The following is a 23,770-nucleotide window of genomic DNA, read 5'->3' on the forward strand; positions in this document are numbered from 1 at the left end:
GCCGAGGTGCTGGCGGCGGGTTCGTCGGCGCTGGCCGGCATCGCGGCGGTGGCCTGGGGGGCCGGCGCGGCGGTGGCCGGCGCTTCGGTCTTGCCGCAGGCGGCGAGGGCGAGCAGGAGCAGGGGAAGCAGGACGCGTCGGGTCATGGGGTGGATCCTCCGGCGGGATGCCTGAATATGGAGTGGAAGGGGAAAGGGACGGTCAGCGGGGCGGATTGGCGATCAGGGCGCCGGCGATGCGCAACTGATCATCGAGCGAACGGCCGAGCACACGGTACTTGCCATCGACGATGAGCGTCGGCGTGCCCTCCAGCCCGATGCGCAGCGAGAATTCGCGCGCGGCTTTCATGCGTTGCGCGACCTTCGGCCCGGTGAGCGCGGCGGCGAACTTCTTCGCATCCACGCCGAGGGTGGCGTAATACGCAGTGAGCTCGGCGTCGCTGGGGTTGCGCGGCAGGACGCGCTCGTCGTGCAGTGCGCGGAACGTGGCGGCGTGCGTCTTGCCGAGCGCGCCGATCTGCTGCGAAGCGAAGAAGCCGCGACTGAAGGTGTCGTCCAGGTCGTAACCGGCGGGCAGGTAACGGACCTTGACGTTCTTGGGCAGCTTCGCGCGCCAGGCTTCGAGCTTCGGCGCAAGGTCGTGGCAGTGGTGGCACGTGTAGGCGAAGACCTCCGCGACTTCGATCTCGCCTTTGCCGACCTTGTCGAACGTGCCCGGGTTGTCGAGCACTTCATAGTCGACGTTTTCGAATACCGGGTTCTTCGACTGCGCGAAGGCCGCGACGGGAAGCGCCGACAACGACAGGGCCAGCAGGAGGAATGCGGCGCGGCGGATCATGCAGGGTCCTTCGTCTGGTCAAAAAAAACGCCGGTCCACAGTGTGGGACCGGCGTGCTGATCAAGGTCGTGAACGCTTCGACAGCTTCCGCCGGCGGAGGTTCCGCGCAGGGTTATTCCTTCGCGGTGGCTTCGTCGGAACGCTTGTGCAGGCCTTGCACATAGCTCGCCAGCGACTGGATTTCCTCATCCGTCAGGGGCTTGGCCACCGACGCCATGATGTTGAACAGGTGCGGGTCGGTCTGCGTGGTGGTGCCCGCGCGGTATTCCTCGAGGCGACGCTGCGCGTAGGCCGACTGCTGACCCGCGATGGCCGGATACGCCGGGCCCGGGTTGCCGCCGCCGGCGGGGCCGTGGCACGCCATGCACGCGGGGATGCCGCGCGTAGCATCGCCCTGGCGGAACAGACGCTCGCCCACTTCGTAGAACTTCATGCCGGCGTTGGGACCGGTGGCGATTGCGGTGTCGTCCGCGACGCCTGCGCCGGGCTTCTGCATCGCGAAGTGCGCGCCGAGGTCGCGCATGTCCTGCGCGGTGAGCGCATCGGCGAAGGGCTTCATGACCGCGGCCATGCCGGTGGTGCGCTGGCTGGTCTTGAACAGCTCCAGCTGGTGCGCGATGTAGCGCTCCGGCATGCCGGCCAGGCGCGGGTACTGCGGGTCGGTCGGGTTGCCGTCGAGGCCGTGGCAGGCCGCGCACGTGCCGGCCTTCTGCGCGCCGCGCTTCTCGTCGCCCCACACCGGCTTGGCTTCCACCAGCGGCTTGGTTTCGACCTTCGGGTCGGCCGCGACCGGCGTGACCGTGGACTGGGCGAAGGCGACGGCGGCGACCGCGAGGGCGGCGGTCAGACCGGCGTAGCCGAGGACGCGTGCGTGGCGCATGCAAAGCTCCGAAATTGCTGGGTCCGGCGCGATTGGCCGCCGGGTGGTCGCGCACCGGTTTTCGGTCGCGAAGGCGCGGGATTATCGACGGCGGCCCGCCGACCGGTCAAACCGGCCTGCGGCCGAGCCGGGCCCGGCGTGCGATCCTGTCGCCATGGCCAACCCCTTTGCCCGCGCCCGCTACGTGCTTTCGGCGCACAACTACCGCCAGCTTCCGCCCGACCAGGGCAGCGAAGTGGCCTTCGCCGGCCGCTCCAATGCCGGCAAGTCGAGCGCGCTCAATGCGCTGGCCCAGCAGAATGCGCTGGCCCGCGTGTCCAAGACGCCCGGCCGCACGCAACAGCTGGTGTTCTTCGAGGTCCAGCCGCATCGGCATCTCGTCGACCTGCCCGGCTACGGCTACGCGAAGGTCCCCAAGGACCTGCAGTCGCACTGGCAGCAGTTCCTCGACGGCTACTTCTCCACGCGCGATGCGCTGCAGGGGCTGGTGGTCATCATGGACATCCGCCACCCGCTGAAGGATTACGACCGCCAGATGCTCGGTTACGCCGCCAACCGCGGCATCCCCGCGCACGCGGTGCTGACCAAGGCCGACAAGCTCTCGCGCGGCGCCACCGCCAATACGTTGCAGGCCGTGCGCATGGAACTGTCGCGCGTGTTCGGCGACACCGTGTCGGTCCAGGCCTTTTCCGCGGAATCCAAGCAGGGCGTGGACGAATTGCGCGCGGTTGTCGCGCGCTGGATGGGCGTCTAGGGCGTCCGCACAAGCGACATTGCTGGAACGGCGATGTTCTGTCCGCGTGAGGATTCCGTGGACGTTCACAGGACTATAGTGCCGGGCCTGCAACGGATGGACCCGATGTCGAGCCTGAGCAACGTCGCCGAACTGCCGATCACCGACCGCCGCGAGCTGGTCGAATACCTCGCGTCCGGCAACAAGCCGCCCAGCGAATGGCGCATCGGCACCGAACACGAGAAGTTCGGATTCCGCACCGATGATTTCCGCCCGCCCACGTTCGACGGCGATCGCGGCATCGAAGCGCTGCTGGAAGGGCTCGTGCGCTTCGGCTGGGAACCGGTGAAGGAACACGGCCGCACGATCGCGCTCAGCCGCGAAGGCGCGAACGTCTCGCTCGAACCGGCTGGCCAGCTCGAACTCTCCGGCGCGCCGCTGCTCACCATCCACGACACCTGCCGCGAAACCAACACGCACCTGAGCGAGGTGAAAACGGTCGCGCAGGAACTCGGGCTGGGTTTCCTCGGCGTGGGCTTCCAGCCCAAGTGGCGCCGCGACGAAATGCCGTGGATGCCCAAGGGCCGTTACAAGATCATGCGCGAATACATGCCCAAGCGCGGCGACCTCGGCCTGGACATGATGACGCGCACGTGCACCGTGCAGGTCAACCTCGACTTCGCCAGCGAAGCGGACATGATCAAGAAGTTCCGCGTGTCGCTGGCGCTGCAGCCCATCGCGACCGCGCTGTTCGCCGACTCGCCGTTCACCGAAGGCAAGCCGAACGGGTTCCTCTCGTATCGCTCGCACATCTGGACCGACACCGACCCCGATCGCACCGGCATGCTCGACTTCGTGTTCGAGGACGGCTTCGGGTTCGAGCGCTACACCGATTACCTGCTCGACGTGCCGATGTACTTCGTCTATCGCAACGGCGAGTACCTCGATGCGTCGGGCAAGTCGTTCCGCAAGTTCATGGACGGCAAGCTCGACATCGCGCCGGGCTCCCTGCCGACGCTGCGCGATTGGTCGGACCACATGACCACCGCGTTCCCCGAAGTGCGCCTGAAGAAGTACCTCGAGATGCGCGGCGCGGACTCCGGCCCGTGGAATCGCATCTGCGCGCTGCCCGCGTTCTGGGTGGGGCTGTTGTACGACGACGCCTCGCTGGATGCGGCGTGGGACCTGATGAAGGACTACACGCGCGAAGAACGCCACGCCCTGCGCGACGGCGTGCCGCGCCACGCCCTCAAGCTGCCCGCGCGCATGGGCAACACGCAGGCCACGGTGCGCGAACTGGCGATCGAAGCGTTGAAGATTTCCGCCGCGGGCCTGGCGCGCCGCGATCGCCGCAACAAGAGCGGCGTCGACGAACGCGTGTTCCTCGACCCGCTGATCGAAAGCGCCGAAGCAGGCCAGACGCCGGCCGAACGCAAGCTCGCGCTGTACGAAGGCCCGTGGGCCGGCAACATCGACCGCGTGTTCTCGGAATTCCAGTACTAGCCGTCATCCCCGCGAACGCGGGGAATCCAGGCCGGCGGTTTCAGAACACGGCCGCCGTCAGTTCGGTATCCGCCCACTGCCACGCCTCCTTGAATTGCGCGCGCGTCTGGGCCGCGCGCGCCTTGTCGCCCATCGCCTCCTGCGCCTGCGCCAACCCGTACAGCCCCCATCCGTTCTTCGGGAACTTCTGCAGGTCGTTCGCGAACGCCTTCGCCGCTTCATCGGGCCGCTTCGCCTTCAGCAACGCAGTGCCGAGGTAGTTGCTCACGGGCAATGGCCAATCCGCGGGCTCGTTGTAGATCAGCCGGTCTTCGATCTTCGCCGCTTCGCGCAATGACGCGATGGCTGCATCGTGCTTGCCTTGCGAGGACAACATCTCCCCACGCAACACGCCCGCGCCGACCTTGAGCAGATCGCCGGCGTAATTGGTCGTGCCGAGCATCAACTTGCCCATCTCCGGGTCGTCGGCGAGCTTCTGCAACGCGTCGAGTTCGCGTTGCGCATCCGCCGCATTGCCTTTGCGCAATTGCGCCATGCCCCGCGCGAAGTGCCAGATGCCGGTGGGATAGGGCTGCGACGCGGGCGGCTGCGTACGCGCCAGGATCGCGTCCCACTCGCCGAACCGCACCTGCGTCTGCATCGGCACGACCACGTAGTGCTGCATGAAGTTCAGCGTGTCCAGCTGCGCCATGTCCGCGCGCTGCAACGTCTGGTCGGAGGCTTGCGTGGCGAGCGTGCGCGAACCCATCAATCCCGCGCTCAACGTGGCGAAGTGCCAGTTGTGCGGCACGTAGCCGAGCGGGTACATGCCTTTGCTGCCCTTGCACACCGCGAGGAATTCCTTGTCGGCGGTGGACGCGCGGAAGTTCGCGAGCGTCGCATCGTTGTAGCGCCCCGTGCGGATGTAGATGTGCGCGGGCATGTGCACCAAGTGGCCGGAACCGGGTGCGAGACCGCCCAGCGTGTCGGCGAGCGCTTCGGCGCGCGCGGGATCATCGGAGGCCTCCACGGCGTGGATGTAATAGTGGATCGCGCCGATGTGCTTCGGATTGCGCGCGAGCACCTTTTCCAGTTGCGCGACGATCGTCGGCGTGTCGCCCGTCGGGGCGCCCGCGGGCGACCAGTAGTTCCACGGCGAGAGATCCATCAGCGATTCGGCGTACAGCGCCGCGGCATCGTCGTCGTCGGGGAAATGGTTCACCACCTGCGCCATCGCGTTCGCGTACGCGCGGTCGAGCGGTGCGCGATCCGCCGGTGCAGGATCCGCGTAGCGCGTCACCAACGCATCGATGAGCGCACGATCCGCAGGCTTGGCGTTGTCCGACAACGATTGCGCCTTCCTCGCGAGCGCGGTGGCTTGTGGCGCGGCGTCGGGCGACATCGGCAGGTTGATGTTCGGCCCGAGCACCAGCGCCTGGCCCCACACGCACATCGCGCAGAGCGGATCGAGCCGCGCCGCTTCCGCGAACGCACGCCCGGCGGCTTCGTGGTTGAACCCGTAGGCCAGCCGCATGCCCTGGTCGAAGTACCGCTGCGCCGCAGGCACGGGCGAGGCGATGTCGCGATGCAGCGCGCCGAAATTCTCGAACAGCGGCGGCGCGGGCGCGGCCGCGGTTTCCTGCTGCGGCGCGGAAGTGCCGCAAGCGGCGAGGGACAACGACAAGGCGAACGACAGCAGCAACGTGCGCATCGGAAACCTCCGCACAGTCGGGGGACGTGGCTGGAAACGTGCTGCGCGACCGGAGTCGGCCGCAGGGTCGCAAACGCCTGCACACAGCACCGGCCCCGCGCGCTATCGTTGCGGCCCCCGCGTCGAGACTCCAGGAGCACCACGATGAAATCCCGCGCCGCCGTCGCATTCGGCCCCGGCCAGCCGCTGCAGATCGTGGAGATCGACGTCGCGCCGGCCCGCGCGGGCGAAGTGCTCGTGCGCATCACGCACACCGGCGTGTGCCACACCGATGCCTTCACGCTCCGCGGCGACGACCCGGAAGGCTTGTTCCCCGTCGTGCTCGGCCATGAAGGCGGCGGCATCGTCGTCGAAGTCGGCGAAGGCGTCACGAGCGTCAAGCCCGGCGACCACGTCATCCCGCTCTACACGGCCGAATGCGGCAAGTGCAAATTCTGCACGTCGGGCAAGACCAACCTGTGCCAGGCCGTGCGCGCCACGCAGGGCAAAGGCGTGATGCCCGACGGCACGTCGCGCTTCTCCTACGAAGGCAAGCCGCTGTACCACTACATGGGCACGAGCACCTTCAGCGAATACACCGTGTGCGCGGAGGTCTCGCTGGCGAAGATCGATCCGCAGGCACCGCTCGAAAAAGTCTGCCTGCTCGGTTGCGGCGTCACGACGGGCCTGGGTGCGGTGCACAACACGGCGAAGGTGCAACCCGGCGACACGGTCGCGGTGTTCGGCCTCGGCGGCATCGGCCTGGCGGTCGTGCAGGGCGCGAAGGCGGCGGGCGCGTCGCGCATCATCGGTGTGGATACCAATCCGTCGAAGTTTCCGCTCGCGCGCGAGCAGGGCGCGACCGACACGGTGAATCCGAAGGACTTCGACAAGCCGATCCAGGAGGTCATCGTCGAGATGACCGAGGGCGGCGTCGATTTCAGTTTCGAATGCATCGGCAACGTCGATGTCATGCGCTCGGCGCTGGAGTGCTGCCACAAGGGCTGGGGCGAGAGCGTCATCATCGGCGTGGCGGGCGCGGGCCAGGAAATCCGCACGCGGCCGTTCCAACTGGTCACCGGGCGCGTGTGGCGCGGCTCCGCGTTCGGCGGCGTCAAGGGGCGCACGCAATTGCCGGGCATGGTGCAACAGGCGATGCGCGGTGAAATCCAGCTCGATCCGTTCATCACGCACACCTTGCCGCTCGACGGGATCAACGAGGCGTTCGCCCTGATGCATCGCGGCGAATCCATCCGCACCGTGATTCACTTCTGACATGCGCAAGATCGAATCGCACGGCAGTTTCGGCGGCACGCAGGAAGTCTGGGCGCACGACGCGACGTCCACGTCGTGCGAGATGCGCTTCGGCGTGTTCCTGCCGCCGCAGGCGCAGCACACGCCCTGCCCGGTGCTGTATTTCCTCTCCGGCCTGACGTGCACCGAACAGAACTTCATCCAGAAGTCCGGCATGCAGCGTTACGCCGCCGAGCATGGATTGATCATCGTCAGCCCCGACACGAGTCCGCGCGGCGAGGGCGTGCCGGATGCGGAGGGCGACGACATCGGGCTGAGCGCGGGCTTCTACGTCGATGCCACGCAAGCGCCGTGGTCGGCGCAGTACCGCATGCAGTCGTACGTGACGCAGGAGTTGCCGACGCTGGTCGAAGCGCATTTCCCCGCGAGCGACATGCGCGGCATCACCGGGCATTCGATGGGCGGGCACGGCGCGCTGATCTGCGCGTTGCGCAACCCGGGCTTCTATCGCAGCGTGAGTGCGCTCGCGCCGATCTGTTCGGCCTCGCGCGGTTGGGGACGCAAGGCATTCGCCGCGTACTTCGGCGAGGACGCCGACACCTGGCGCCGGTGGGATGCGTGCGATCTGTTGCGTGCGTCGAAGGAGAAATTCCCGCTCCTCGTCGACCAGGGCGACGCCGACCCGTTCCTCGAAGACAAGTTGCAACCCGACCTGTTGCGCGCGGCATGCGATGCCGGCGGCCACGCGCTCGATCTGCGCATGCGCCGCGGCTACGACCATGGCTTCTATTTCGTCGCCTCCTTCGTCGGCGACCACGTCGCGCATCACGCCGCGGCGCTCACCCGCGCGTAACAAAACGCCCTCATATCCCGCATAAAAAAGGCGACGGAGCCTTGGGTCTCCGTCGCCAGGGAGCTGCATGAAGGGGGAGCATGCAGCGGAGGACGAGGCGCACGGTCATGACAGCCGTGCTGCACGTTCGAGACTCCGCGTGCCAACCCGTCCGCACAATCGCTGCGACGGGGGAGCGGGCGCGTGTCCGGTTTCGGGGGAGACCGGCGTTCACGAGTGAGCGGCGTGAGCATCGGGGGCGGCGTCGCGAACGGCTCAAACGATGGGTTGGCCCCAATGCCTGCAATGCCTGTGCTGGTGATCGGACTCGATGCGGGGTGGCGCACCCGGATGCAGCGCCTGCTCGCGATGCGGGGCGAGTTCGACTGGCTCGGGGCGTACGCGCCCGGCCAGCACCGCGACTCCCCCAACGGCCAGCCGGCCCTGCTGTTGCTCGACGGCGACGACCCGGATGTGGAACGCGAGCGCCGCAAACCGCAACTCCCCGCGCCGCGCCGCCTGTACTTCTACCGCAACCCCAACGTCGAAGCGCTGCAGCACTGCATCGAGTCGCAAGGCCATGCGTGCCTGGACAAGCACGATTCCCCCGACACGGTGATGCGCGCCATCCATGCCGCCGAATCCGGCCTGTTCGTCGTGGCGCCCGAGCTGTTGCTCGACGCCTTGCATGCCGGCACCGGCGTCCCCGCGCCATCGCCGGTGGTCGAAGCGCCATTGCACGGGACGCCGGATCACTCGGGCGACTGGTCCTCGCTCACCGAACGCCAGCGCGAAATCGTGCACTGGGCCGCGCGCGGCATGAGCAACAAGCAGATCGCGCGGCAACTGGGCATCAGCCCGGAAACGGTGAAGACGCACCTGCACCACGTGTTCGAACGCGAAGGCGTGCACGGGCGCATGGCGCTGCTCGCCGCGCATGTCGGCGAGCGCACCGCGACCTCCTCGGGTTAGTTACGCGGCGACGTCGCGCAACTGCCATCCATCGCCGGCCAGCAGGCGCAGGCGGTGACGCAGGATGCTGGCGGGCAACGTCGTATTCGCGACGAGATCGATGCGCAGATCGTGCTGTTCGCCGGTGACGCTGGCGTTGGGATCGGTCGCGGCCAACGCCTGGTCGATATCGTCCGGATCGTCCTGCTGCCCGCGCCAGCGTTCGAACAATTGCGTCGAACGCAAGGCCTCCTGCAGTTCGGATGCGAATCCATCGGCGCCATTGGCCTTGAACGAAGTGTTCGCATCGCTGCCGCGCGCGGCCTTGGGGTCGGGCAGGCTCAGGTAATAACGGGTCATGGGCGACTCCTGTCGTGATGCCCGCATGATGGCGCGCGTGCCGCGTGCGCGGCGTCAAGGCTCAGGCTTCGAACGCGTGCGGCTCCGATGCGAAGCCCACCACCAGGGCGCCCTTGCCCACGTTGACCATGCCCGTGAGGCTCATGACGCTCTCGAACAATTCGACGTTGTAGCTCTGGCAGGTCACGCGCAGGTCTTCGTAGCCGGGCAGGGCGCGCATTTCCTCGAGTTCGCCGCCGTAACTCAGGCAGACCGTCGGCGTCATCAGGCCGCGGCGCACGCGATCGGCGGTGTGCGCGAACAGCTTCTGCACCGCGGTATCGAAGCCCTTCACTTTGGCGACCGGTTCGGTCGCGCCGCGATAGCCACGCAACACCGGCTTGATGTCCAGCGCCGAACCGAGTGCGGCGCTGAGCAGGCCGACGCTGCGGTCGCCCTTCTTGCGGGCACGCGCGCGCAGGTAATACAGGTCGCGCGGGATCATGTAGCCGTATGTGTGCAGGGCGAGGTTCTCCAGGCGCGCGCGGATCTTCGGCGCGCCTTCGCCCGCCTTGACCAGGCGCACGGCTTCCACGGCGGTGATGCCCTGCGCGGCGAACAGCGTCTGCGTATCGATCACGCGCAATGCGAACGGCGTGTCGTGGCCCGCGGCCGAACGCACCGGACGGTATTCGTTGAGGATCGCGTAGCTCGCTTGCAGCGCGTTGTCGTAGATCGGGCTGCGCGTGCGCGTGATCGTCATGCAGAAGACGTAGTCGTAGTCGATCACGAGCGTCCTGAGGAAGACGTCGGTGATCTGCTCCACGGTGAACGGTGCGGTCTCGGCCTCGGCGCCGCGCTCGGTGACGTGGGTGCGCAGGAAGTCGAGCGTGACGCGTTCGTCGCGCTGGTCCTCGCGGGTCTCATCGCCGATGCGGACGGAAATGGGGAGGATCGTGAAGCCGTTGCGCCGCAGGTATTCGCCAGGCAGATCGCAGGCCGAATCCACCACCAGACCGATACGCATTGCAGACCCTCCCCCCGAGGAAACCGTGACCGAGTTCGCGGACCCTACCGCAACTCAGGGCAGGCGGGAAATCCCGACGGGCAGGGTGGACACGCGCTGCATCGCCGCTTCCTCCAGCAACGTCGGATCGTGCAGTGCAGCAAGCGCGAAGCCATGGGCGTCGTTGCCCCAGAACAGGTCGTCGCCGATCCGCAGGGTCGGCACGCCGTACACGCCGGCGGCAATGGCGGCGTCGGTGTTCGCGCGCAGGGCCGCCTTGGTGTCGGCGGCGGCGAGCGCATCGGGCGCGACACCGATGCGGTCGAGCAACGGGCGCAATGCCGCGTCGGTGTCCACCGCGCGGCCGTCGCGCCAGATCCAGTCGAAGATCGCATCCACGGATTCGGCCGTGCTGCCCGCCGCGATGCACGCGCGCAACGCACCCAACGGGTTGAACGGATGCGCGGGCGGGAAGGTCATCGGCACGCCTTCGGCGCGCGCCTGCCACAGCACGTGCCGATACGTGAACTCGCGCTTGCCCGGGATTTCCGCCGGGCCCTTCTGCCCGTGCGCGGACAACACCGCGCCGAAGACGACCGGCACCAATTCCACCGCGTGCGTCGCACGCAGGCCCTTCACCTTCTGCCAGTGCAGGTAGGAGAAGGGCGAGAGGAAATCGAAATACCAGCGCAACGGCGCGGGCATGTCAGTGCCAGAGGCCGAGGATCACGCCGTACAGCGCGAATTGCAGGATGTGGTAGCCCGCGTCGATCAGCCACAACTTCAAGCTGCGGCCGGCGAAGGCGTAGTTGATGCCGAAGGACATCGCCACGTAGAAGAAGCCGACCATCACGCCCGCGTGCACCGCCTTCCACAACTCGGTGCCGCTGTTGGTCAGGTGCAGCAACATGGCGAAGCCGTAGGCGGCGACCAGCGATGCGACGAATGCGATGGCGAAGGTCTTCGCCGGGTGCGATTTCGGCTTCGCGTTCGGGTCCACGCCCGCTTCGCGGCACCAGGCGTTCTTGAACAACGGGCCGTACCAGATGCCGCCCAACAGGAACGCGGACACGGCCGCGGCGATGATCGCCAACCAGTTCAGATCGTGCATGTGCAGTGCCTCCCCAGGCGGTTATTCGGAGCCGGCAGGATACGCGCGGGGCAGGGCGCCGGGCGAGCGCAGGTAGCGATCGCGCAGTTCGGTCTGGCGCGAGCGCATCGGCTGCGCGCGGCCATCGAGCCACACGGCCTCCGCGAGCGACGTCACGTCGAGCGGGTCGCCGCTCCACAGCACCAGGTCGGCGCGCTTGCCGACCGCGATGGTGCCGAAGTCGCCATCGACGCCGAAGGCCTGCGCCGGCACGCGCGTCAGCGCCGCCAGCCCGTCTTCCCACGGCAGACCGTTGGCCACTGCGTTGCCCGCCATCTGCCGCACCTTCCGTGCGTGGTGCGAGCCCGCGCTCTGGATCGCGACGTCGACGCCGGCCGCACGCAGACGCGCGGCGTTTTCCAGCGTCGCGCCGAGCTGGTCGAAATCCGCCGGCAGATCGGCGAGCGAATCGACGAACACCGGCACCTTCGCGGCCGCGAGCTGGTCCGCGACCTTCCACGCTTCCGCGCCGCCGGTGACGGCGACGCGGACGTTGTTGCGCTTGCTCCAGCGCAGCAACTGCACGATGTCCGCCGCGCGATTGACGTTGACGACGATCAGCCCGCGGCGATCAAGGAACTTCGCCAACGCCGCGCGCCCCATCGGCGTGAGCATCGCGAACTTCGAATCGGCCGACATGCGCCCGCGCGCCTCGGCGACGAGCTGGTCGAGGATCATCCATTGCGCGGCGCGCGACTTGCCCGTGAGGTTGGACGCGGAAGCACCGAGCGAGAGGAACAACGCCTTCGGCCCGACCGGATCGAGGCTGCCATCCAGGCGCACGACGCCACCCTGCCCGCCGATGATCGAACCGCCCGTCGTCGAACCCGCGGCGAGCATCGTCCAGCCGATGCCTTCCACGCGCGCGACCGGCAGCAGGATCGACTCGGGGTTGTACGCGAGGGTGACGTCGAACTCCGGACGCACCGCCGGATCCTTCTCCTCGCCGAGCGATTGCTGCGCATCGACGGTGGCTTCTTCGCCGCTGACTTCTTCCAGCCCGATGTCGGTGATGCCGCCGAACAGCGCGGGCGTCAGCGCGCGGCCGTTCGCTTCGACGACCGTTGCGTTGCCGGCCTGCAGGTTGGCGCCGACCGCGGCGATGCGCCCGTTGCGCACCAGCACGTCGGCATGTTCGAGCGTGCCGCGCGACGTGGCGGTGTGCACCTTGGCGTTGCGGACCAGCAGGTCCTGCGCCATCGCGGTGCCGGAAAGCGCGAACGCGCAGGCGATGGCGAGCGACTTCAAGAGGGTCTTGTTCATCGCACGCCTCCGCGCTTGTCGTCCTGCCCGAGCATGAAGTCCGATTTCGGTTGGCGCGACGGATCGGCGCGGTCGTACAGGCGCGCGCCATCGATGTACACCTGCTCGGCGTGCGCGTAGACGGTGAACGGATTGCCGTTCCACACCACGACATCGCCCATCTTCCCCGGCTCCAGCGTGCCGGTCATCGCGTCGATGCCCATCGCCCTGGCGGGATTCTGCGTGAGCCAGAGGATCGCGTGCTCCGGCGTGATGTCGATGCCGATGCGCTTCGCGTTCGCGATGACCTTCGCCGCTTCCTGGTTGAGGCGCTGGATGCCTTCCTCGCTGTCGGAATGCACGATGGCGCAGCCGCCCGGCGCGCGGTCGACGAGGGCGATGTTTTCCTGGATGCCGTCGAAGGCTTCCATCTTGAAGCCCCACCAGTCGGCCCACAGCGCGCCGCACGTGCCGGCGGCGGCGAGCTTGTCGGCGATCTTGTAGGCCTCCACGCCGTGGTGGAAGGCGGAAATCCTGAACCCGAATTCCTTCGCCAGGTCCAGCATCGTCGCCATCTCGTCGGCGCGATAGCAGTGGATGTGCACGCGGATGTCGCCGTTGATCGCGCCAGCCAGCGTGTCGTTCTTCAGATCGCGCTTGCCGGGACCTTCCTTCGATTCCTTCTGCTTCTTCATGTAATCGGCTGCTTCGATGAAGGCGGCGCGATACCCGGCGACATTGGCCATGCGCGTGGCCGGGCCGCCCTTCTGGCCATACACGCGCTTGGGGTTTTCGCCGCAGGCCATCTTCAGGCCCCAGGGCGCGCCGGGGAATTTCATCGCCTGGTACGTGGTCGCCGGCACGTTCTTCAACGTGGCGCCGCGGCCACCGATGAGGTTCGCCGAACCCGGCAATACCTGCAGGCTCGTGATGCCGCCCGCGAGCGCGGTGAGGAAGCCGGGGTCCTGCGGCCAGATCGAATGCTCGGCCCAGACGTTCGGCGTGACCGGGCCGGTCATCTCGTTGCCGTCGCTGTGCGCGCTCATCCCGGGGCTCGGATACACGCCCAGGTGCGAGTGGATGTCGATGATGCCCGGCGTGACCCACTTGCCCTGCGCGTCTACGCGCGTGGCGCCGGCGGGCGCCTGCAAGCCCGTGCCGACCGCGACGATCTTGCCGTCCTGCAGCAGCACGTCGGCGTTGTCCAGGCGGGTGCCGGTGCCGGTGAGCACGGTTGCGCCGGTGATCAGCACCGGAGGCGATTGCACGCGCTGGTAGGTGGTCGGATAGGGATCGTCCGTCCAGCTCGGTTTGGCGGGCGCGGCGGTGGTCTTCGTCGCGCCACTGCTCGCGCAGCCGGCGATGAGGACCGTCGCGATGACGGCAACGATGGGCTTCAACGACACGGGCAACCCCTTTCCTTGGTGGCGCGACTGTCGAAAGCTAGCCCGTGCGCGATTCTGGCGCCAGCCTGACTTTGGTCATAATCCCCCCATGAAGGACAAACCGCAGATCGTCGAAAACTGGCTGCCGCGTTACACCGGCGTGCCACTGGACCAATTCGGCGAATACATCCTGCTGACCAATTTCGGCGGTTATCTCGGACATTTCGCGCGATTGTCGGGCGCGGAAGTCGTCGGGCTCGACCGCCCGATGCCCAGCGCCACGGCCGACGGCATCACGATGATCAACTTCGGCATGGGCAGCCCCAATGCCGCGACGATGATGGACCTGCTCTCGGCCGTCATGCCGAAGGGCGTGTTGTTCCTCGGCAAGTGCGGCGGCCTCAAGCGCAAGAACCAGCTCGGCGATCTCGTGCTGCCCATCGCCGCCATCCGGGGCGAAGGCACGTCCGACGATTACCTGTTGCCCGAAGTGCCCGCGCTGCCGGCCTTCGCGATGCAGCGCGCGGTGTCGACGATGATCCGCGACCTCGGCCACGACTACTGGACCGGCACGGTGTACACCACCAACCGGCGCGTGTGGGAACACGACGATGCGTTCAAGGAACGCCTGCGCACGATGCGCTGCATGGCGATCGACATGGAGACGGCGACGATCTTCGCCGCCGGATTCGCCAACCGCATTCCGAGCGGCGCGCTGCTCCTGGTGAGCGACCAGCCGATGGTGCCCGAAGGCGTGAAGACCGAAGCATCGGATGCGCGCGTGAGCGCGGAATACGTCGAGCGCCACATCCAGATCGGCATCGAGGCACTGCGCCTGATCCGCCGGCACGGCAAGAGCGTGCGCCACCTGCGGTTCGACGAATGATTGGCGCCGGGGACATCGTCTCGTTCTGGCGCGACGCCGGGCCGACGAAATGGTTCCGTGGCGGCGAAGCGTTCGACCGCGAATGCGATGCGCGATTCCGCGACGCGCATTACGCGGCGGCCGCGCGCACGTTCGACGATTGGAACGCGACGCCCGACGGCGCGCTCGCGCTGCTGCTCCTGCTCGACCAGATCCCGCGCAACATCTTCCGCTGCACAGCGCACATGTTCGCGACCGATGCGCTGGCGCGGATGTATGCAGTCCGCGCGATCGACGCGGGCTTCGATACGCAGGTCGACCCGACGCTGCGCATCTTCTTCTACCTGCCGTTCGAGCATTCCGAAGACGCGGCCGACCAGGCGCGCTCGGTCGCGCTCCACGCGACGCTGCCCAACGGCGACCATGGCGGATGGGCGAAGAAGCACGCGGAGGTCATCGCCCGGTTCGGCCGCTTCCCGCATCGCAACCGCGCGCTCGGGCGCGAAAGCACGCCCGAAGAACGCGATTGGCTGAACGCGGGCGGCGGCTTCTGACCGGGAGCGCGACGCGCTCGGTTAGCATCGCGCCATGATCACTTCCCTCCTGCTCCTCGCCGTCACGGCGACCACGCCCGCGGCCCAAGCCACGACCATCGCCCCCGCCGCCATCGCTGCGCCGCTCGACTACGACGCCGCCAAGGCGCTGGCCGACCGCGACGAAGCCGCGATGTCCAAGCTCTCCGCCGACATGCTGCGCCGCTCGCAATCCGGCGTGCTCGAGCGCGCGGCGGCCTCGTGCCAGACGACCGAAGCGCCGAAGTCCTTCACCGTCGTGCTGGAACTCGATGCGAAGGGCCGCGTCACCAACCACTGGCGCAACGCCGAAACCGGCCTGGCCAAGTGCATGGACGACAAACTCGCGCGGCAGATGTTCTACGTGCCGAGCAAGGCGCCGTTCTACATCTCCTTCGAAGTGAGCTTCACGCCTTAATACTTCGGCACGCTCGCGTCGGCATCGGCCCACGCGTCGATGCCGCCGGTGATGTTGTAAACCTCGCGGAAGCCCTGCTGGCGGAAATGCTCCGCCGCCTGCGCGCTGCGGCCGCCGTGGTGGCACAGGAACGCGAGCGCAGTGTCCTTCGGCAATTCGCCGATGGCTTCCAGGCCCTGGTCGAAATTCAGCACGTCGCCAGCGATGGATGCGAGGGCGCGTTCCTCCGACGGGCGCACGTCGACGATGCGCAGGTTGCCGGCGTTGCGGCGTGCCATCGCATCGGCGGGATTCATCGGCTGCACGGCCGGGGGTGCATTCGGATTTTCGATCACCAGGCCGCGGCCGCGCACGTCGTCCGCCCAATCGATGCGCAAGCCGTCCGCGCGGCGCGCGCCGGCGAGATCGAACTCCACGCGGATGCCATCGACGACGGCCGTGATCGCATTCGGATCCGGCTGCGCGAGATGCAGGCGCGTGCGGTATTGCGGGTCGATGTCCATGCGCACGACGACATCGCCGCCCGCATCCGTGATCGCGGTGCGCAGCATCGCGATCGCCGCTTCGCCGATGACGATGCTGGGCGGTGTGCGGTCCGGCGGCGGCAGGCCGAGCGCGCCGTGCAACTCACCGGAATTGGCCATCTGCTCGATGATGTCGCTGCCGCCGACCAGTTCGCCGCCGATGTAGAGCTGCGGGATCGTCGGCCAGTCGCCGTAGAGCTTGATGGCTTCGCGGATTTCCGGATCGGCCAGCACGTCGACGTGCTTGTACTGGATGCCGAGCCCGTTCAGAGCGCCCACGGCCTTCGCCGAGAAACCGCATTGCGGCGACTGCGGCTGGCCCTTCATGAACAGGACGATGCGATTGTCCGCGAGCAACGTGTCGATGCGCGAGCGGAGGGCGGGATCGAGGGACATGGGGCGATTCCGGAACTGCGGGGGAGACGCGAATTGTAAGCCTTTGCGGCAAGATGGCCCGCATGCACCAGGTCCTCGCCCCCCGCCGCGTCCCGCGCCGCCCGCATGCCTGGGCGTGGTGCCTGCTCGCCTCGCAGGCGGTGGTGGCGTGGCTGTGGTGGCGCTTCGGTTGGGAAATCGGCCTGCCGGCGATGGTCGCCTCGCACGCGCCGTTCTGGTGGGCCACGCTCGTGCCGGATTCGGCCCTGTTCAGCCCGGTGGTGCGGCGCCTGCCCACCGACGCGCAAGTCGCCTGGCTGACGATCGACGACGGCCCGTCGGCCGATACGCGCGCGGTGCTCGACGTCCTCGATGCCTTCGATGCGAAGGCGACGTTCTTCCTCGTCGGCGAGCGCGCGCGCGCCCAGCCGGCGCTCGTGCACGAAATCGCGCGACGCGGCCACGGCATCGGCAACCACAGCGCGACGCATCCGCAGGCGTGGTTCTGGGCCCTGCCGCCGGCGCGCATGCGCGCGGAAATCGAACGCACGCAGGCCACCTTGCGCGACCTCACCGGCACGACGCCCCACTGGTTCCGCGCGGTGGTCGGCATGGCCAATCCCTTCGTCGCCCCCGTGCTGAAAGCGCACGGCATGACGCGCGTGGCGTGGAGTGCGCGCGGATACGATGCGTTCGCTTCCGACCCGCAACGCGTGGCCGACCGCATCGAACGCCAGCTGTCGCCCGGCGCGATCGTGTTGCTGCATGAAGGCGCGAAGCACGGCCGCAACGTCGACACGTTGCGTGCGGTGCTGGAACGATTGCAGGCGCGCGGCTATCGCGCGGTGGTTCCCGACTAGTCGCGCGCGGCGACGATCCGCCAGTTGTTGAACGGCGTATTGCCGTACAGGGGCGTGAACGTCGCGCGCAGTCCGGCGCCTTCGAGCTTCGCGCGCAAGGCATCGGCCTCCGGATACGCAGTCGGCGCCGACGGCATCCAGTGGATGTACTTCGAAAGCACGTCGATGCGGCGCGTGGTGCGCGCGCGCGTGCTGCCATCATCCAGGCCCGTGCGGATCACGAGCTTGCCGCCGGGCGTGATGCTTGCGATGGCTGCGTCGAGGCAGGCGTCCTGCGCCTGCGGTGGCACGAACTGCAGCACGTCGAGGATCGCCACGCTGCCCGAATGCGCCGGCATGCCCGCGGCGAGGTCGACGACGTCGAACGCGACGCCCTGCAATCCGGCGCGCGCTGCACCGCGCTTCGCCTGCGCGATCTTCGGCGCGTCGATGTCGACACCGCGATAGGCCATCGACACGCCGTTCGAACGCAACGCGTGCGCGAGCAGGCCGATGCCGCAACCCAGGTCGAGCAGCGGCGCGGTGGTGCCGCGCAACGCGTCGATCACGCCGGGGTACAGCGGATCGGTGCGCATCTTCACGCGCGCGTAGTAGTACAGCGCGCGATTGCCGTACCACCGATCCGGCAGGAACGCGCGCGCGATGCGCAACGCGTCGGCCGGCGGCAGCGCGGCGTCCGTCATTTCGCCAGCAGCGTCCGCGCGACGGGCAGCGCGAGTTGCGTCCACGCCGTATACATCGCGCCGTCGGGATGCAGGCCGTCTTCGGCGACCTGCGCCGGATTCGCGCGGCTCGCGGGCGTGATGTCGACGAACGCGACGCCGGTGCCCTGCGCGATGTCCCGCGCGGCGGCGTTGAATGCGTCGATCTCCTCCGACACGTTCACCCGGTCGCGCGCTTCGGTCTTCGCGAACGGCGTGACGCCCCAATCGGGAATGCTCACGACGAACACGCGCTCCGCGCGGCCGTTGGCGAAGCCGATCGCGCGTTGCAGCAGCCCGCGGAACTCGCCGCGATAATCGGCGACGCTGCGCCCGCGATACTGGTTGTTCACGCCGATGAGCAGCGACACCAGGTCCCAGTGGCCGAGCGGTTCGGCCGCGTCGATCGCGGCGTTGAGCTCATCGGTCGTCCAGCCCGTCGTCGCGATGATGCGCGGATCGCGCAGGCCGATCTTCTCCTCGCGCAACGCACGCGCGAGTTGCAACGGCCAGCGCAACGCGGCGTCGACGCCTTCGCCGATCGTGTAACTGTCGCCGAGCGCGAGATACCGCATGCCGGCGAGCTTGCGCATCAGGCCACCGCGGCGCGGCGCTTGGCCGCGGTTTCGGCGCGGCGGCCGAGCACGCGCTCGATGCGCGCGAACACCTCGCGCAACACCGGCGCCTCCGGCAGCAGCGTCACGCGGAAATGATTGCGGAACGGCACGTTGAAGCTGGAACCCGGGACGATCAGCACGTCCTCGTGCTCCAGCATTTCCAGTGCGAAGGCGTGATCGTCGAAACCCTCCGCCGCATCGCCGACGACCGCCGGGAATCCGTACAGCGCCCCCTGCGGCGCGACGAGCGACAAGTGCTCGCTGCCCGCGCAGCAGTCGATCAGCGCCTGGCGCGTCGCGTGCAGGCGCCCGCCGGGCGCGGTGAGCGGGCGGATCGTGTCGACGCCATGCAGCGCCTGCTCGATCGCGAATTGCCCCGGCACGTTTGCGCACAGGCGCAAGGCGCCGAGCAGGTCCATCGCATGGTGGAAATCGCCGCTCGCGAGCGGATCGCCGCTCAATACCGCCCAACCCACGCGCCAGCCGCACGCGCGGTGCACCTTCGACAGGCCGCCGAACGACAGGCACGGCAGATCACCGGCCAGCGGCGCGAGCGGTTGGAACGTCGCGTCGTCGTACAGGATTTCGTCGTAGATCTCGTCGGACATCAGCAGCAGGTGATGCTTCGCGGCGATGGCCACGATGCGCTCGAGCAATTCGCGCGGATAGCTCGCGCCGGTCGGGTTGTTCGGATTGATCAGCACGATCGCGCGCGTACGCGGCGAGACGAGCTTGGCGATCTCGTCCGGATCGGGCAGGAAGCCATTCTCCGGCAGGCAGCGGTAATACACCGGCCGGCCGTCGTTGAGGATCGTCGCGGCCGACCACAGCGGATAGTCGGGCGAGGGCAGCAGCACTTCATCGCCGGGATTGAGCAGCGCGCGCAGGCTCAGGTCGATCAGCTCGCTCACGCCGTTGCCGACGAACACGCGTTCGGGGGACGCATTGGGCGTCCCGCGCTTGCGATGGAAATCGGCGATGGCCTCGCGCGCGACGGGCAGGCCCTGCTGGTGCGTGTAGGGATCGGTGTTGGCGATCCGGTCGGCGATGGCGCGCTGCAGGTGTTCGGGCGCACGGAACCCGAAGGCGCCGGGGTTGCCGATATTGAGCTTCACGAGCGTGCGGCCCTGGGCTTCCAGCTCGCGGGCGCGTCGTGCCAGTTCGCCGCGGATCTCGTATCGGACTTCGGACAGGCGTTCGCGGGTCTTGAGGCTCGGCATCGACATCGGCGGCGCGGTTTTCGAAAACGTGGAGGCCCGCAAGCCTAGCAGGAGAGAGGGCGCTAGAATCCGGACCGATGACGACCCGCACCTGCCCGTGACTCCCTCCCTGCGCGCCATCGGCTGGCCCTACGCCGCGCAGGTGGAAGACGCGGCGTGGCGGGAAACGCTTTCAGCCCATCCGGATGCCCGTCCTGCGCGCGTGATCGAGCAACATCGCTCCGGTTACGTGGTGGCCGAGGGCCCGGATGCGGGCATCAAGGCCGAGTCCCCGCCCGAGTGGCAGCGCGCATCGAGTTACCGCAAGGGGGGGATCGCGCCGGAGGAACGCGCGGCGGTCGGCGACTGGGTGTTGCTGGAAGGCAAGCGCATCGTCGCGTTGCTGCCGCGCCATTCGGCAATCAAGCGCGGCGCGGCGGGCGAGCATTACAAGCAGCAGTTGATCGCGGCGAACATCGACACCGTCTTCGTCGTGTGCGGCCTGGACGCGGACTTCAATCCGCGCCGCATCGAGCGGTATCTGGTGTTGATCGGCGGCAGCGGCGTGGAGCCCGTCGTCGTGCTGACGAAGGCGGACAAGGCCATCGCGCTCGAAGCCAGCGCCGTCGACGACGCGCGCGCCGCACTCGACGATGTCGCGCAAGGCGTGCAGGTCGTCGCGGTGAACGCGAAAGACCCCGACAGCGTCGCCGCACTCGCGCCGTGGTTGTCGGCCGGGGAGAGCATCGTGCTCGTCGGTTCTTCGGGCGCGGGGAAATCCACGCTCACCAACACGCTGCTCGGCATCGAGAAGATGAAGACGAGCGAGGTGCGTGAAAGCGACTCGCGCGGGCGCCACACCACGACGCACCGGGCGCTGATTCCGCTGCCGTCCGGCGCGTGCCTCATCGACACGCCCGGCATGCGCGAACTCAAGCCCACGGGCGAAGAAGACATCGCCGAGAACTTCAGCGACATCGAAGCGCTCGCCGACCAATGCCGCTTCCGCGATTGCCGCCACGCGAAGGAACCGGGCTGCGCCGTGCGCGCGGCGATCGAGGCCGGCACGCTGGATGCCGCGCGGTTCGCCAACTTCCTCAAGCTCCGCGACGAAGTCGCCGGCGCCGCCGACAAGCTCGCCACGCGCCTGGCGCAGAAGGCGAACGACAAGGTGCAGAACAAGAGTTTGTACAAGCGCATCGACGACAAGTACGGGAAACACTGATGGTCGAGCTTGCCGACGACATCCTCCACCACGCCGCACTCGACGCGCGCATGGTGCGGGCGGCGCGCGGCATCCGCCTGCTGAGCATGGTGAGCTGGGACGCGCGCGAGCAGGTCCGCTTCCTCGACTGTTACAACCGGGGCGAGTACACACTCCCGCGGCACGAATACCCGAAGTACGACTTCAGCGACGCGCGCCGCGAACTGGCCGACATCGAGCGCGAAGCCGACCCCGATCATCCGCTCGGCCACTACGTGTGCGACTCGGCGCGCAGCTGGGGCATCGCGTGCGAGCTGCTCGAAAACCTGGGCACGCCCGAAGTCACTCGGCATTCGATCCGCCTGTTCGGCCGCCCCGACGAACCCCTGCCCGGCGGCGGCACGACCACGCGCGAGGCCGCGCACCACTTCATCGACATCGCCAACGAACTCGACAAGGAACTGCTGGCGCCGGAAGAGCAGGTCCAGATCTCCGCGACGGCGTTGCAATTGCAGCTGCAGGCTTCGCTGGACGACTTCTTCAACGGGCGGATGATCGAGGTCGTGCTCGATCCGGACCTCATCGCGAAGGCCGCCGCCGGCGCCAACCGCATCCGCCTGCGCACCAGCGCCGCGTTCAGCGACTACGACCGCCACCAGCTGCTGGAACACGAAGCGCTGGTGCACTCACTCACCGCGCTCAACGGCCGCGAGCAACCGCAATTGCAGAGCCTGTCGCTGTCCTCGCCGCGCACCACCGCGACGCAGGAAGGCCTTGCGACCTTCGCCGAGCAGATCACCGGCAGCATCGACATCGAGCGCATGAAGCGCATCAGCCTGCGCATCGAAGCGGTGGCGCAAGCGCTGGAGGGCGCGGATTTCATCGAGGTGTTCCGGTTCTTCCTCGATGCGGGCAATCCGCCGACCGAAAGCTTCGTCTCCGCGCAGCGCGTGTTCCGCGGCGTGCCCACGAGCGGCGGTTGCGCCTTCACGAAGGACACGGTGTACGTGCGCGGCCTGATCGGCGTGCATACCTTCTTCCGCTGGGCGCTGCGCAACCGCAAGCTGCGGCTGTGCCGCATGTTGTTCGCGGGCAAGATGACGCTGGCCGACGTGCAGCGGTTCGAGCCGATGTTCGATTGCGGTGCGTTGTCGATGCCGCGCTTCCTGCCGCAATGGGTCTCGCGCGCCAACGGCCTGGCCGGGATGCTGGCGTTCTCGCTGTTCGCCAACCGGATCCGCCTCGACCAGGTGATGGCGTCCGAAGGCTTGTTCGAACTGCAGTGATCAGCGGACGGGCGCGAGCGTGCCGTCGCGCGCGATCGTGAAGTCCGCCGGTTCCGACGGCGACACGAGCACCACGCGCGCACCGATGGGGACCTCGCGGTAAGCGGGGATCTCGTGCGTGAGCCGCACGAACATCCATTCCTTCGCATCGGCATCCGGGCGCAGGCGCACCGGCGGCGCATCGAGCGGGCGGACGCGCAGGACGTCGGCCAGCGCCGGTGAAAACACGGATTGCACGCGCCCGACTTCGAACATCACGCCCATGACGACGATGCCATGCAACACCGTCATCACTGCCATCGTGCCCAGCGCGATGCGGCCCCACCGCGCCGTGCGCGCCCAGGCCGCGGCGCCACACACCGCATAGACCGTGGCGAAACCGTAGGCGTAGTGGTTGAACGCCGATCCCAGCAACAACACCGGCCCGAGCGCCGCGCCGCCAGCGATGATCGTGTACGTCGCGATGCGCGGGCTGCCGCGCCACATCGCGGCGAGCCACGCGCACCACAGGATCGCGGACATCAACAGGAATTTCGGGCCCGAGCTTGCGAGCGTCGAGTGCGTTTCGATCACCCGCACCATCGGGGTGAACAACTGGTACTCGACCCAGCGCACGGCGACATTCGACAACTTGGCGGCGTAGAGGGTCGGTTCGCCCGGCGCGTCGAGCAGCACCGGCAGGCGCACCGCGAGGTACGCGATGGCCGCCGCCCATGCGCCGGCCGCCACGGCCGCCCAGCGCTTGTCGCGCGCGAATACCCACGCAACGCTCGCGACGAGCGGGATCGACAACGCCGCTTCCTTCGCGAGCAGGCCGACCAGCGTCGCAACCGCGGCGAAAACACCGGCGAGGGCGAGCGACCGCGATCGCAACCCGACCCACGCGATCGCCAGCCCGCACGACAACCACGCCAGGTCCGCGATCGTGCCGACCCAGCCCTGTGCCATCACCGCATACGGGCTCAGCGCGAAGACCACGGCCGCGACCGCCGACGCGCGCGCATCGACGCCCGCGCGACGCCCGATCGCGTGCAACAACGCCGCATTTCCCGCGCCCCACGCGACCAGCACTGCGTGGAAGGCCTGCGGCTCGTCGAACAGCGCGCGCGACAAGGCCATCCACAGGTTGAAGGTCAGCGGGCGGTACTGGAACGTCCCGACGTCGAACCAATCGACCCCGTGCCCCATGTGCGTGGCGTGATACGCCCACTGCAGCTCGTCGTGGCTCCAGTACCCCGGATTGAGCACGAGCGGCGCCTGCAGGAGGAACGCCGCGAGCGCGACCAGCCACGGCGCCGGCTGGGCCAGCACCGCGGACCAGCGCGGGGAGGGGGATGCAGCGGCCATCGGGCGACTTTCATGTGAAGG

Annotated in this window: 25 protein-coding genes; 11 read left to right on the forward strand and 14 right to left on the reverse strand. The window is 68.1% G+C overall.

The window, feature by feature from the left end; translation table 11 throughout:
• Positions 1 to 201 precede the first annotated feature (201 nt).
• Both LF41_RS12730 and LF41_RS12735 read right to left on the reverse strand, forming a co-directional pair.
• Entirely contained in the window at positions 202 to 837 is a 636-nt protein-coding gene (locus LF41_RS12730; RefSeq protein ID WP_052116416.1) for a thiol:disulfide interchange protein DsbA/DsbL, read from the reverse strand.
• A 112-nt stretch (positions 838 to 949) separates the two neighbouring features.
• Positions 950 to 1,717 carry a c-type cytochrome gene (locus LF41_RS12735; RefSeq protein WP_036170358.1) on the reverse strand — a complete coding sequence of 256 codons (768 nt, stop codon included), beginning with the start codon at positions 1,715 to 1,717 and terminating at the stop codon, positions 950 to 952.
• A 154-nt stretch (positions 1,718 to 1,871) separates the two neighbouring features.
• Between LF41_RS12735 and yihA the strand changes: the two genes are divergently transcribed.
• Both yihA and LF41_RS12745 read left to right on the forward strand, forming a co-directional pair.
• The gene (gene yihA / locus LF41_RS12740; protein ID WP_036170360.1) at positions 1,872 to 2,471 is read left to right on the forward strand and encodes a ribosome biogenesis GTP-binding protein YihA/YsxC; all 600 of its coding nucleotides are present in this window, start codon (positions 1,872 to 1,874) and stop codon (positions 2,469 to 2,471) included.
• A 96-nt stretch (positions 2,472 to 2,567) separates the two neighbouring features.
• Complete coding sequence (locus LF41_RS12745) at positions 2,568 to 3,953, forward strand: glutamate--cysteine ligase (protein WP_338037857.1); 1,386 nt, start codon at positions 2,568 to 2,570, stop codon at positions 3,951 to 3,953.
• A 40-nt stretch (positions 3,954 to 3,993) separates the two neighbouring features.
• Here LF41_RS12745 and LF41_RS12750 read toward each other — a convergent pair whose 3' ends face one another.
• On the reverse strand, positions 3,994 to 5,643 hold the full coding sequence (locus LF41_RS12750) for a tetratricopeptide repeat protein (protein ID WP_036170362.1): 1,650 nt from the start codon (positions 5,641 to 5,643) through the stop codon (positions 3,994 to 3,996).
• Positions 5,644 to 5,787: 144 nt separating this feature from the next.
• Here LF41_RS12750 and LF41_RS12755 point away from each other — a divergent pair, with 144 nt between their 5' ends.
• From LF41_RS12755 to LF41_RS16250, 3 genes are all read left to right on the forward strand, one after another.
• On the forward strand, positions 5,788 to 6,897 hold the full coding sequence (locus LF41_RS12755) for an S-(hydroxymethyl)glutathione dehydrogenase/class III alcohol dehydrogenase (protein ID WP_036170364.1): 1,110 nt from the start codon (positions 5,788 to 5,790) through the stop codon (positions 6,895 to 6,897).
• Position 6,898: 1 nt separating this feature from the next.
• Positions 6,899 to 7,729: an S-formylglutathione hydrolase gene (gene fghA / locus LF41_RS12760; RefSeq protein WP_036170366.1), complete on the forward strand. Its 831-nt coding sequence runs from the start codon at positions 6,899 to 6,901 to the stop codon at positions 7,727 to 7,729.
• 276 nt (positions 7,730 to 8,005) lie between these two features.
• Positions 8,006 to 8,680, forward strand: a complete 675-nt coding sequence (locus LF41_RS16250; protein WP_084073625.1) for a helix-turn-helix transcriptional regulator — start codon at positions 8,006 to 8,008, stop codon at positions 8,678 to 8,680.
• On the opposite strand, the gene LF41_RS12770 is transcribed toward LF41_RS16250, so the two are convergent.
• The 6 genes from LF41_RS12770 to LF41_RS12795 all read right to left on the reverse strand — a co-directional run bounded on the left by LF41_RS12770 (position 8,681) and on the right by LF41_RS12795 (position 13,802).
• Positions 8,681 to 9,019: a hypothetical protein gene (locus LF41_RS12770; RefSeq protein WP_036170368.1), complete on the reverse strand. Its 339-nt coding sequence runs from the start codon at positions 9,017 to 9,019 to the stop codon at positions 8,681 to 8,683. It lies immediately after the preceding gene.
• A gap of 61 nt (positions 9,020 to 9,080) precedes the next feature.
• On the reverse strand, positions 9,081 to 10,025 hold the full coding sequence (locus tag LF41_RS12775; protein WP_036170370.1) for a DegV family protein: 945 nt from the start codon (positions 10,023 to 10,025) through the stop codon (positions 9,081 to 9,083).
• Between the two features lie 54 nt (positions 10,026 to 10,079).
• Entirely contained in the window at positions 10,080 to 10,709 is a 630-nt protein-coding gene (locus tag LF41_RS12780; RefSeq protein ID WP_036170373.1) for a 2-hydroxychromene-2-carboxylate isomerase, read from the reverse strand.
• A 1-nt stretch (position 10,710) separates the two neighbouring features.
• A complete protein-coding gene (locus LF41_RS12785; RefSeq protein WP_036170375.1) occupies positions 10,711 to 11,115 on the reverse strand; it encodes a DUF1761 domain-containing protein in 405 nt (134 codons plus the stop codon).
• A gap of 21 nt (positions 11,116 to 11,136) precedes the next feature.
• Positions 11,137 to 12,354: an amidohydrolase family protein gene (locus tag LF41_RS12790; RefSeq protein ID WP_237577793.1), complete on the reverse strand. Its 1,218-nt coding sequence runs from the start codon at positions 12,352 to 12,354 to the stop codon at positions 11,137 to 11,139.
• Between the two features lie 59 nt (positions 12,355 to 12,413).
• Positions 12,414 to 13,802, reverse strand: coding sequence for an amidohydrolase (locus tag LF41_RS12795; protein WP_425599478.1), 1,389 nt, complete (start codon positions 13,800 to 13,802; stop codon positions 12,414 to 12,416).
• 88 nt (positions 13,803 to 13,890) lie between these two features.
• Between LF41_RS12795 and LF41_RS12800 the strand changes: the two genes are divergently transcribed.
• From LF41_RS12800 to LF41_RS16255, 3 genes are read left to right on the forward strand one after another with little or no spacing between them, the layout of a single operon-like run.
• Complete coding sequence (locus LF41_RS12800) at positions 13,891 to 14,667, forward strand: AMP nucleosidase (protein ID WP_036170378.1); 777 nt, start codon at positions 13,891 to 13,893, stop codon at positions 14,665 to 14,667.
• Complete coding sequence (locus LF41_RS12805; protein WP_036170380.1) at positions 14,664 to 15,200, forward strand: DUF924 family protein; 537 nt, start codon at positions 14,664 to 14,666, stop codon at positions 15,198 to 15,200. The genes LF41_RS12800 and LF41_RS12805 overlap by 4 nt, the downstream gene beginning before the upstream one ends.
• Positions 15,201 to 15,234: 34 nt before the next feature.
• Positions 15,235 to 15,636, forward strand: a complete 402-nt coding sequence (locus LF41_RS16255) for a hypothetical protein (RefSeq protein ID WP_052116418.1) — start codon at positions 15,235 to 15,237, stop codon at positions 15,634 to 15,636.
• Here the strand turns inward: LF41_RS16255 and grxD are convergent.
• On the reverse strand, positions 15,633 to 16,556 hold the full coding sequence (grxD, locus tag LF41_RS12815) for a Grx4 family monothiol glutaredoxin (RefSeq protein WP_036170384.1): 924 nt from the start codon (positions 16,554 to 16,556) through the stop codon (positions 15,633 to 15,635). The genes LF41_RS16255 and grxD overlap by 4 nt on opposite strands.
• Before the next feature lie 62 nt (positions 16,557 to 16,618).
• Between grxD and LF41_RS12820 the strand changes: the two genes are divergently transcribed.
• Positions 16,619 to 17,395 carry a polysaccharide deacetylase family protein gene (locus LF41_RS12820; protein ID WP_036170388.1) on the forward strand — a complete coding sequence of 259 codons (777 nt, stop codon included), beginning with the start codon at positions 16,619 to 16,621 and terminating at the stop codon, positions 17,393 to 17,395.
• Here LF41_RS12820 and LF41_RS12825 read toward each other — a convergent pair.
• The 3 genes from LF41_RS12825 to LF41_RS12835 are packed head-to-tail and all read right to left on the reverse strand — an operon-like array spanning position 17,392 to position 19,939.
• On the reverse strand, positions 17,392 to 18,063 hold the full coding sequence (locus tag LF41_RS12825; protein WP_425599479.1) for a class I SAM-dependent methyltransferase: 672 nt from the start codon (positions 18,061 to 18,063) through the stop codon (positions 17,392 to 17,394). The two genes, LF41_RS12820 and LF41_RS12825, sit on opposite strands and share 4 nt — an antisense overlap.
• Before the next feature lie 11 nt (positions 18,064 to 18,074).
• Positions 18,075 to 18,689 (reverse strand): SGNH/GDSL hydrolase family protein, encoded by a 615-nt coding sequence (locus LF41_RS12830; RefSeq protein WP_036170392.1) that lies wholly within the window; start codon positions 18,687 to 18,689, stop codon positions 18,075 to 18,077.
• Entirely contained in the window at positions 18,689 to 19,939 is a 1,251-nt protein-coding gene (locus LF41_RS12835; RefSeq protein ID WP_036170394.1) for an aminotransferase class I/II-fold pyridoxal phosphate-dependent enzyme, read from the reverse strand. The genes LF41_RS12830 and LF41_RS12835 overlap by 1 nt, the downstream gene beginning before the upstream one ends.
• Positions 19,940 to 20,024: 85 nt before the next feature.
• Here LF41_RS12835 and rsgA point away from each other — a divergent pair, with 85 nt between their 5' ends.
• A complete protein-coding gene (rsgA, locus tag LF41_RS12840) occupies positions 20,025 to 21,137 on the forward strand; it encodes a ribosome small subunit-dependent GTPase A (RefSeq protein WP_036170856.1) in 1,113 nt (370 codons plus the stop codon).
• Complete coding sequence (locus LF41_RS12845; RefSeq protein WP_036170396.1) at positions 21,137 to 22,402, forward strand: flavohemoglobin expression-modulating QEGLA motif protein; 1,266 nt, start codon at positions 21,137 to 21,139, stop codon at positions 22,400 to 22,402. Before rsgA ends, LF41_RS12845 begins: the two co-directional genes overlap by 1 nt.
• Here LF41_RS12845 and LF41_RS12850 read toward each other — a convergent pair whose 3' ends face one another.
• The gene (locus LF41_RS12850) at positions 22,403 to 23,749 is read right to left on the reverse strand and encodes a hypothetical protein (RefSeq protein WP_152600016.1); all 1,347 of its coding nucleotides are present in this window, start codon (positions 23,747 to 23,749) and stop codon (positions 22,403 to 22,405) included.
• Positions 23,750 to 23,770 lie beyond the last annotated feature (21 nt).

The organism is Lysobacter dokdonensis DS-58 (assembly GCF_000770795.1).
Lineage (GTDB): Bacteria > Pseudomonadota > Gammaproteobacteria > Xanthomonadales > Xanthomonadaceae > Noviluteimonas > Noviluteimonas dokdonensis.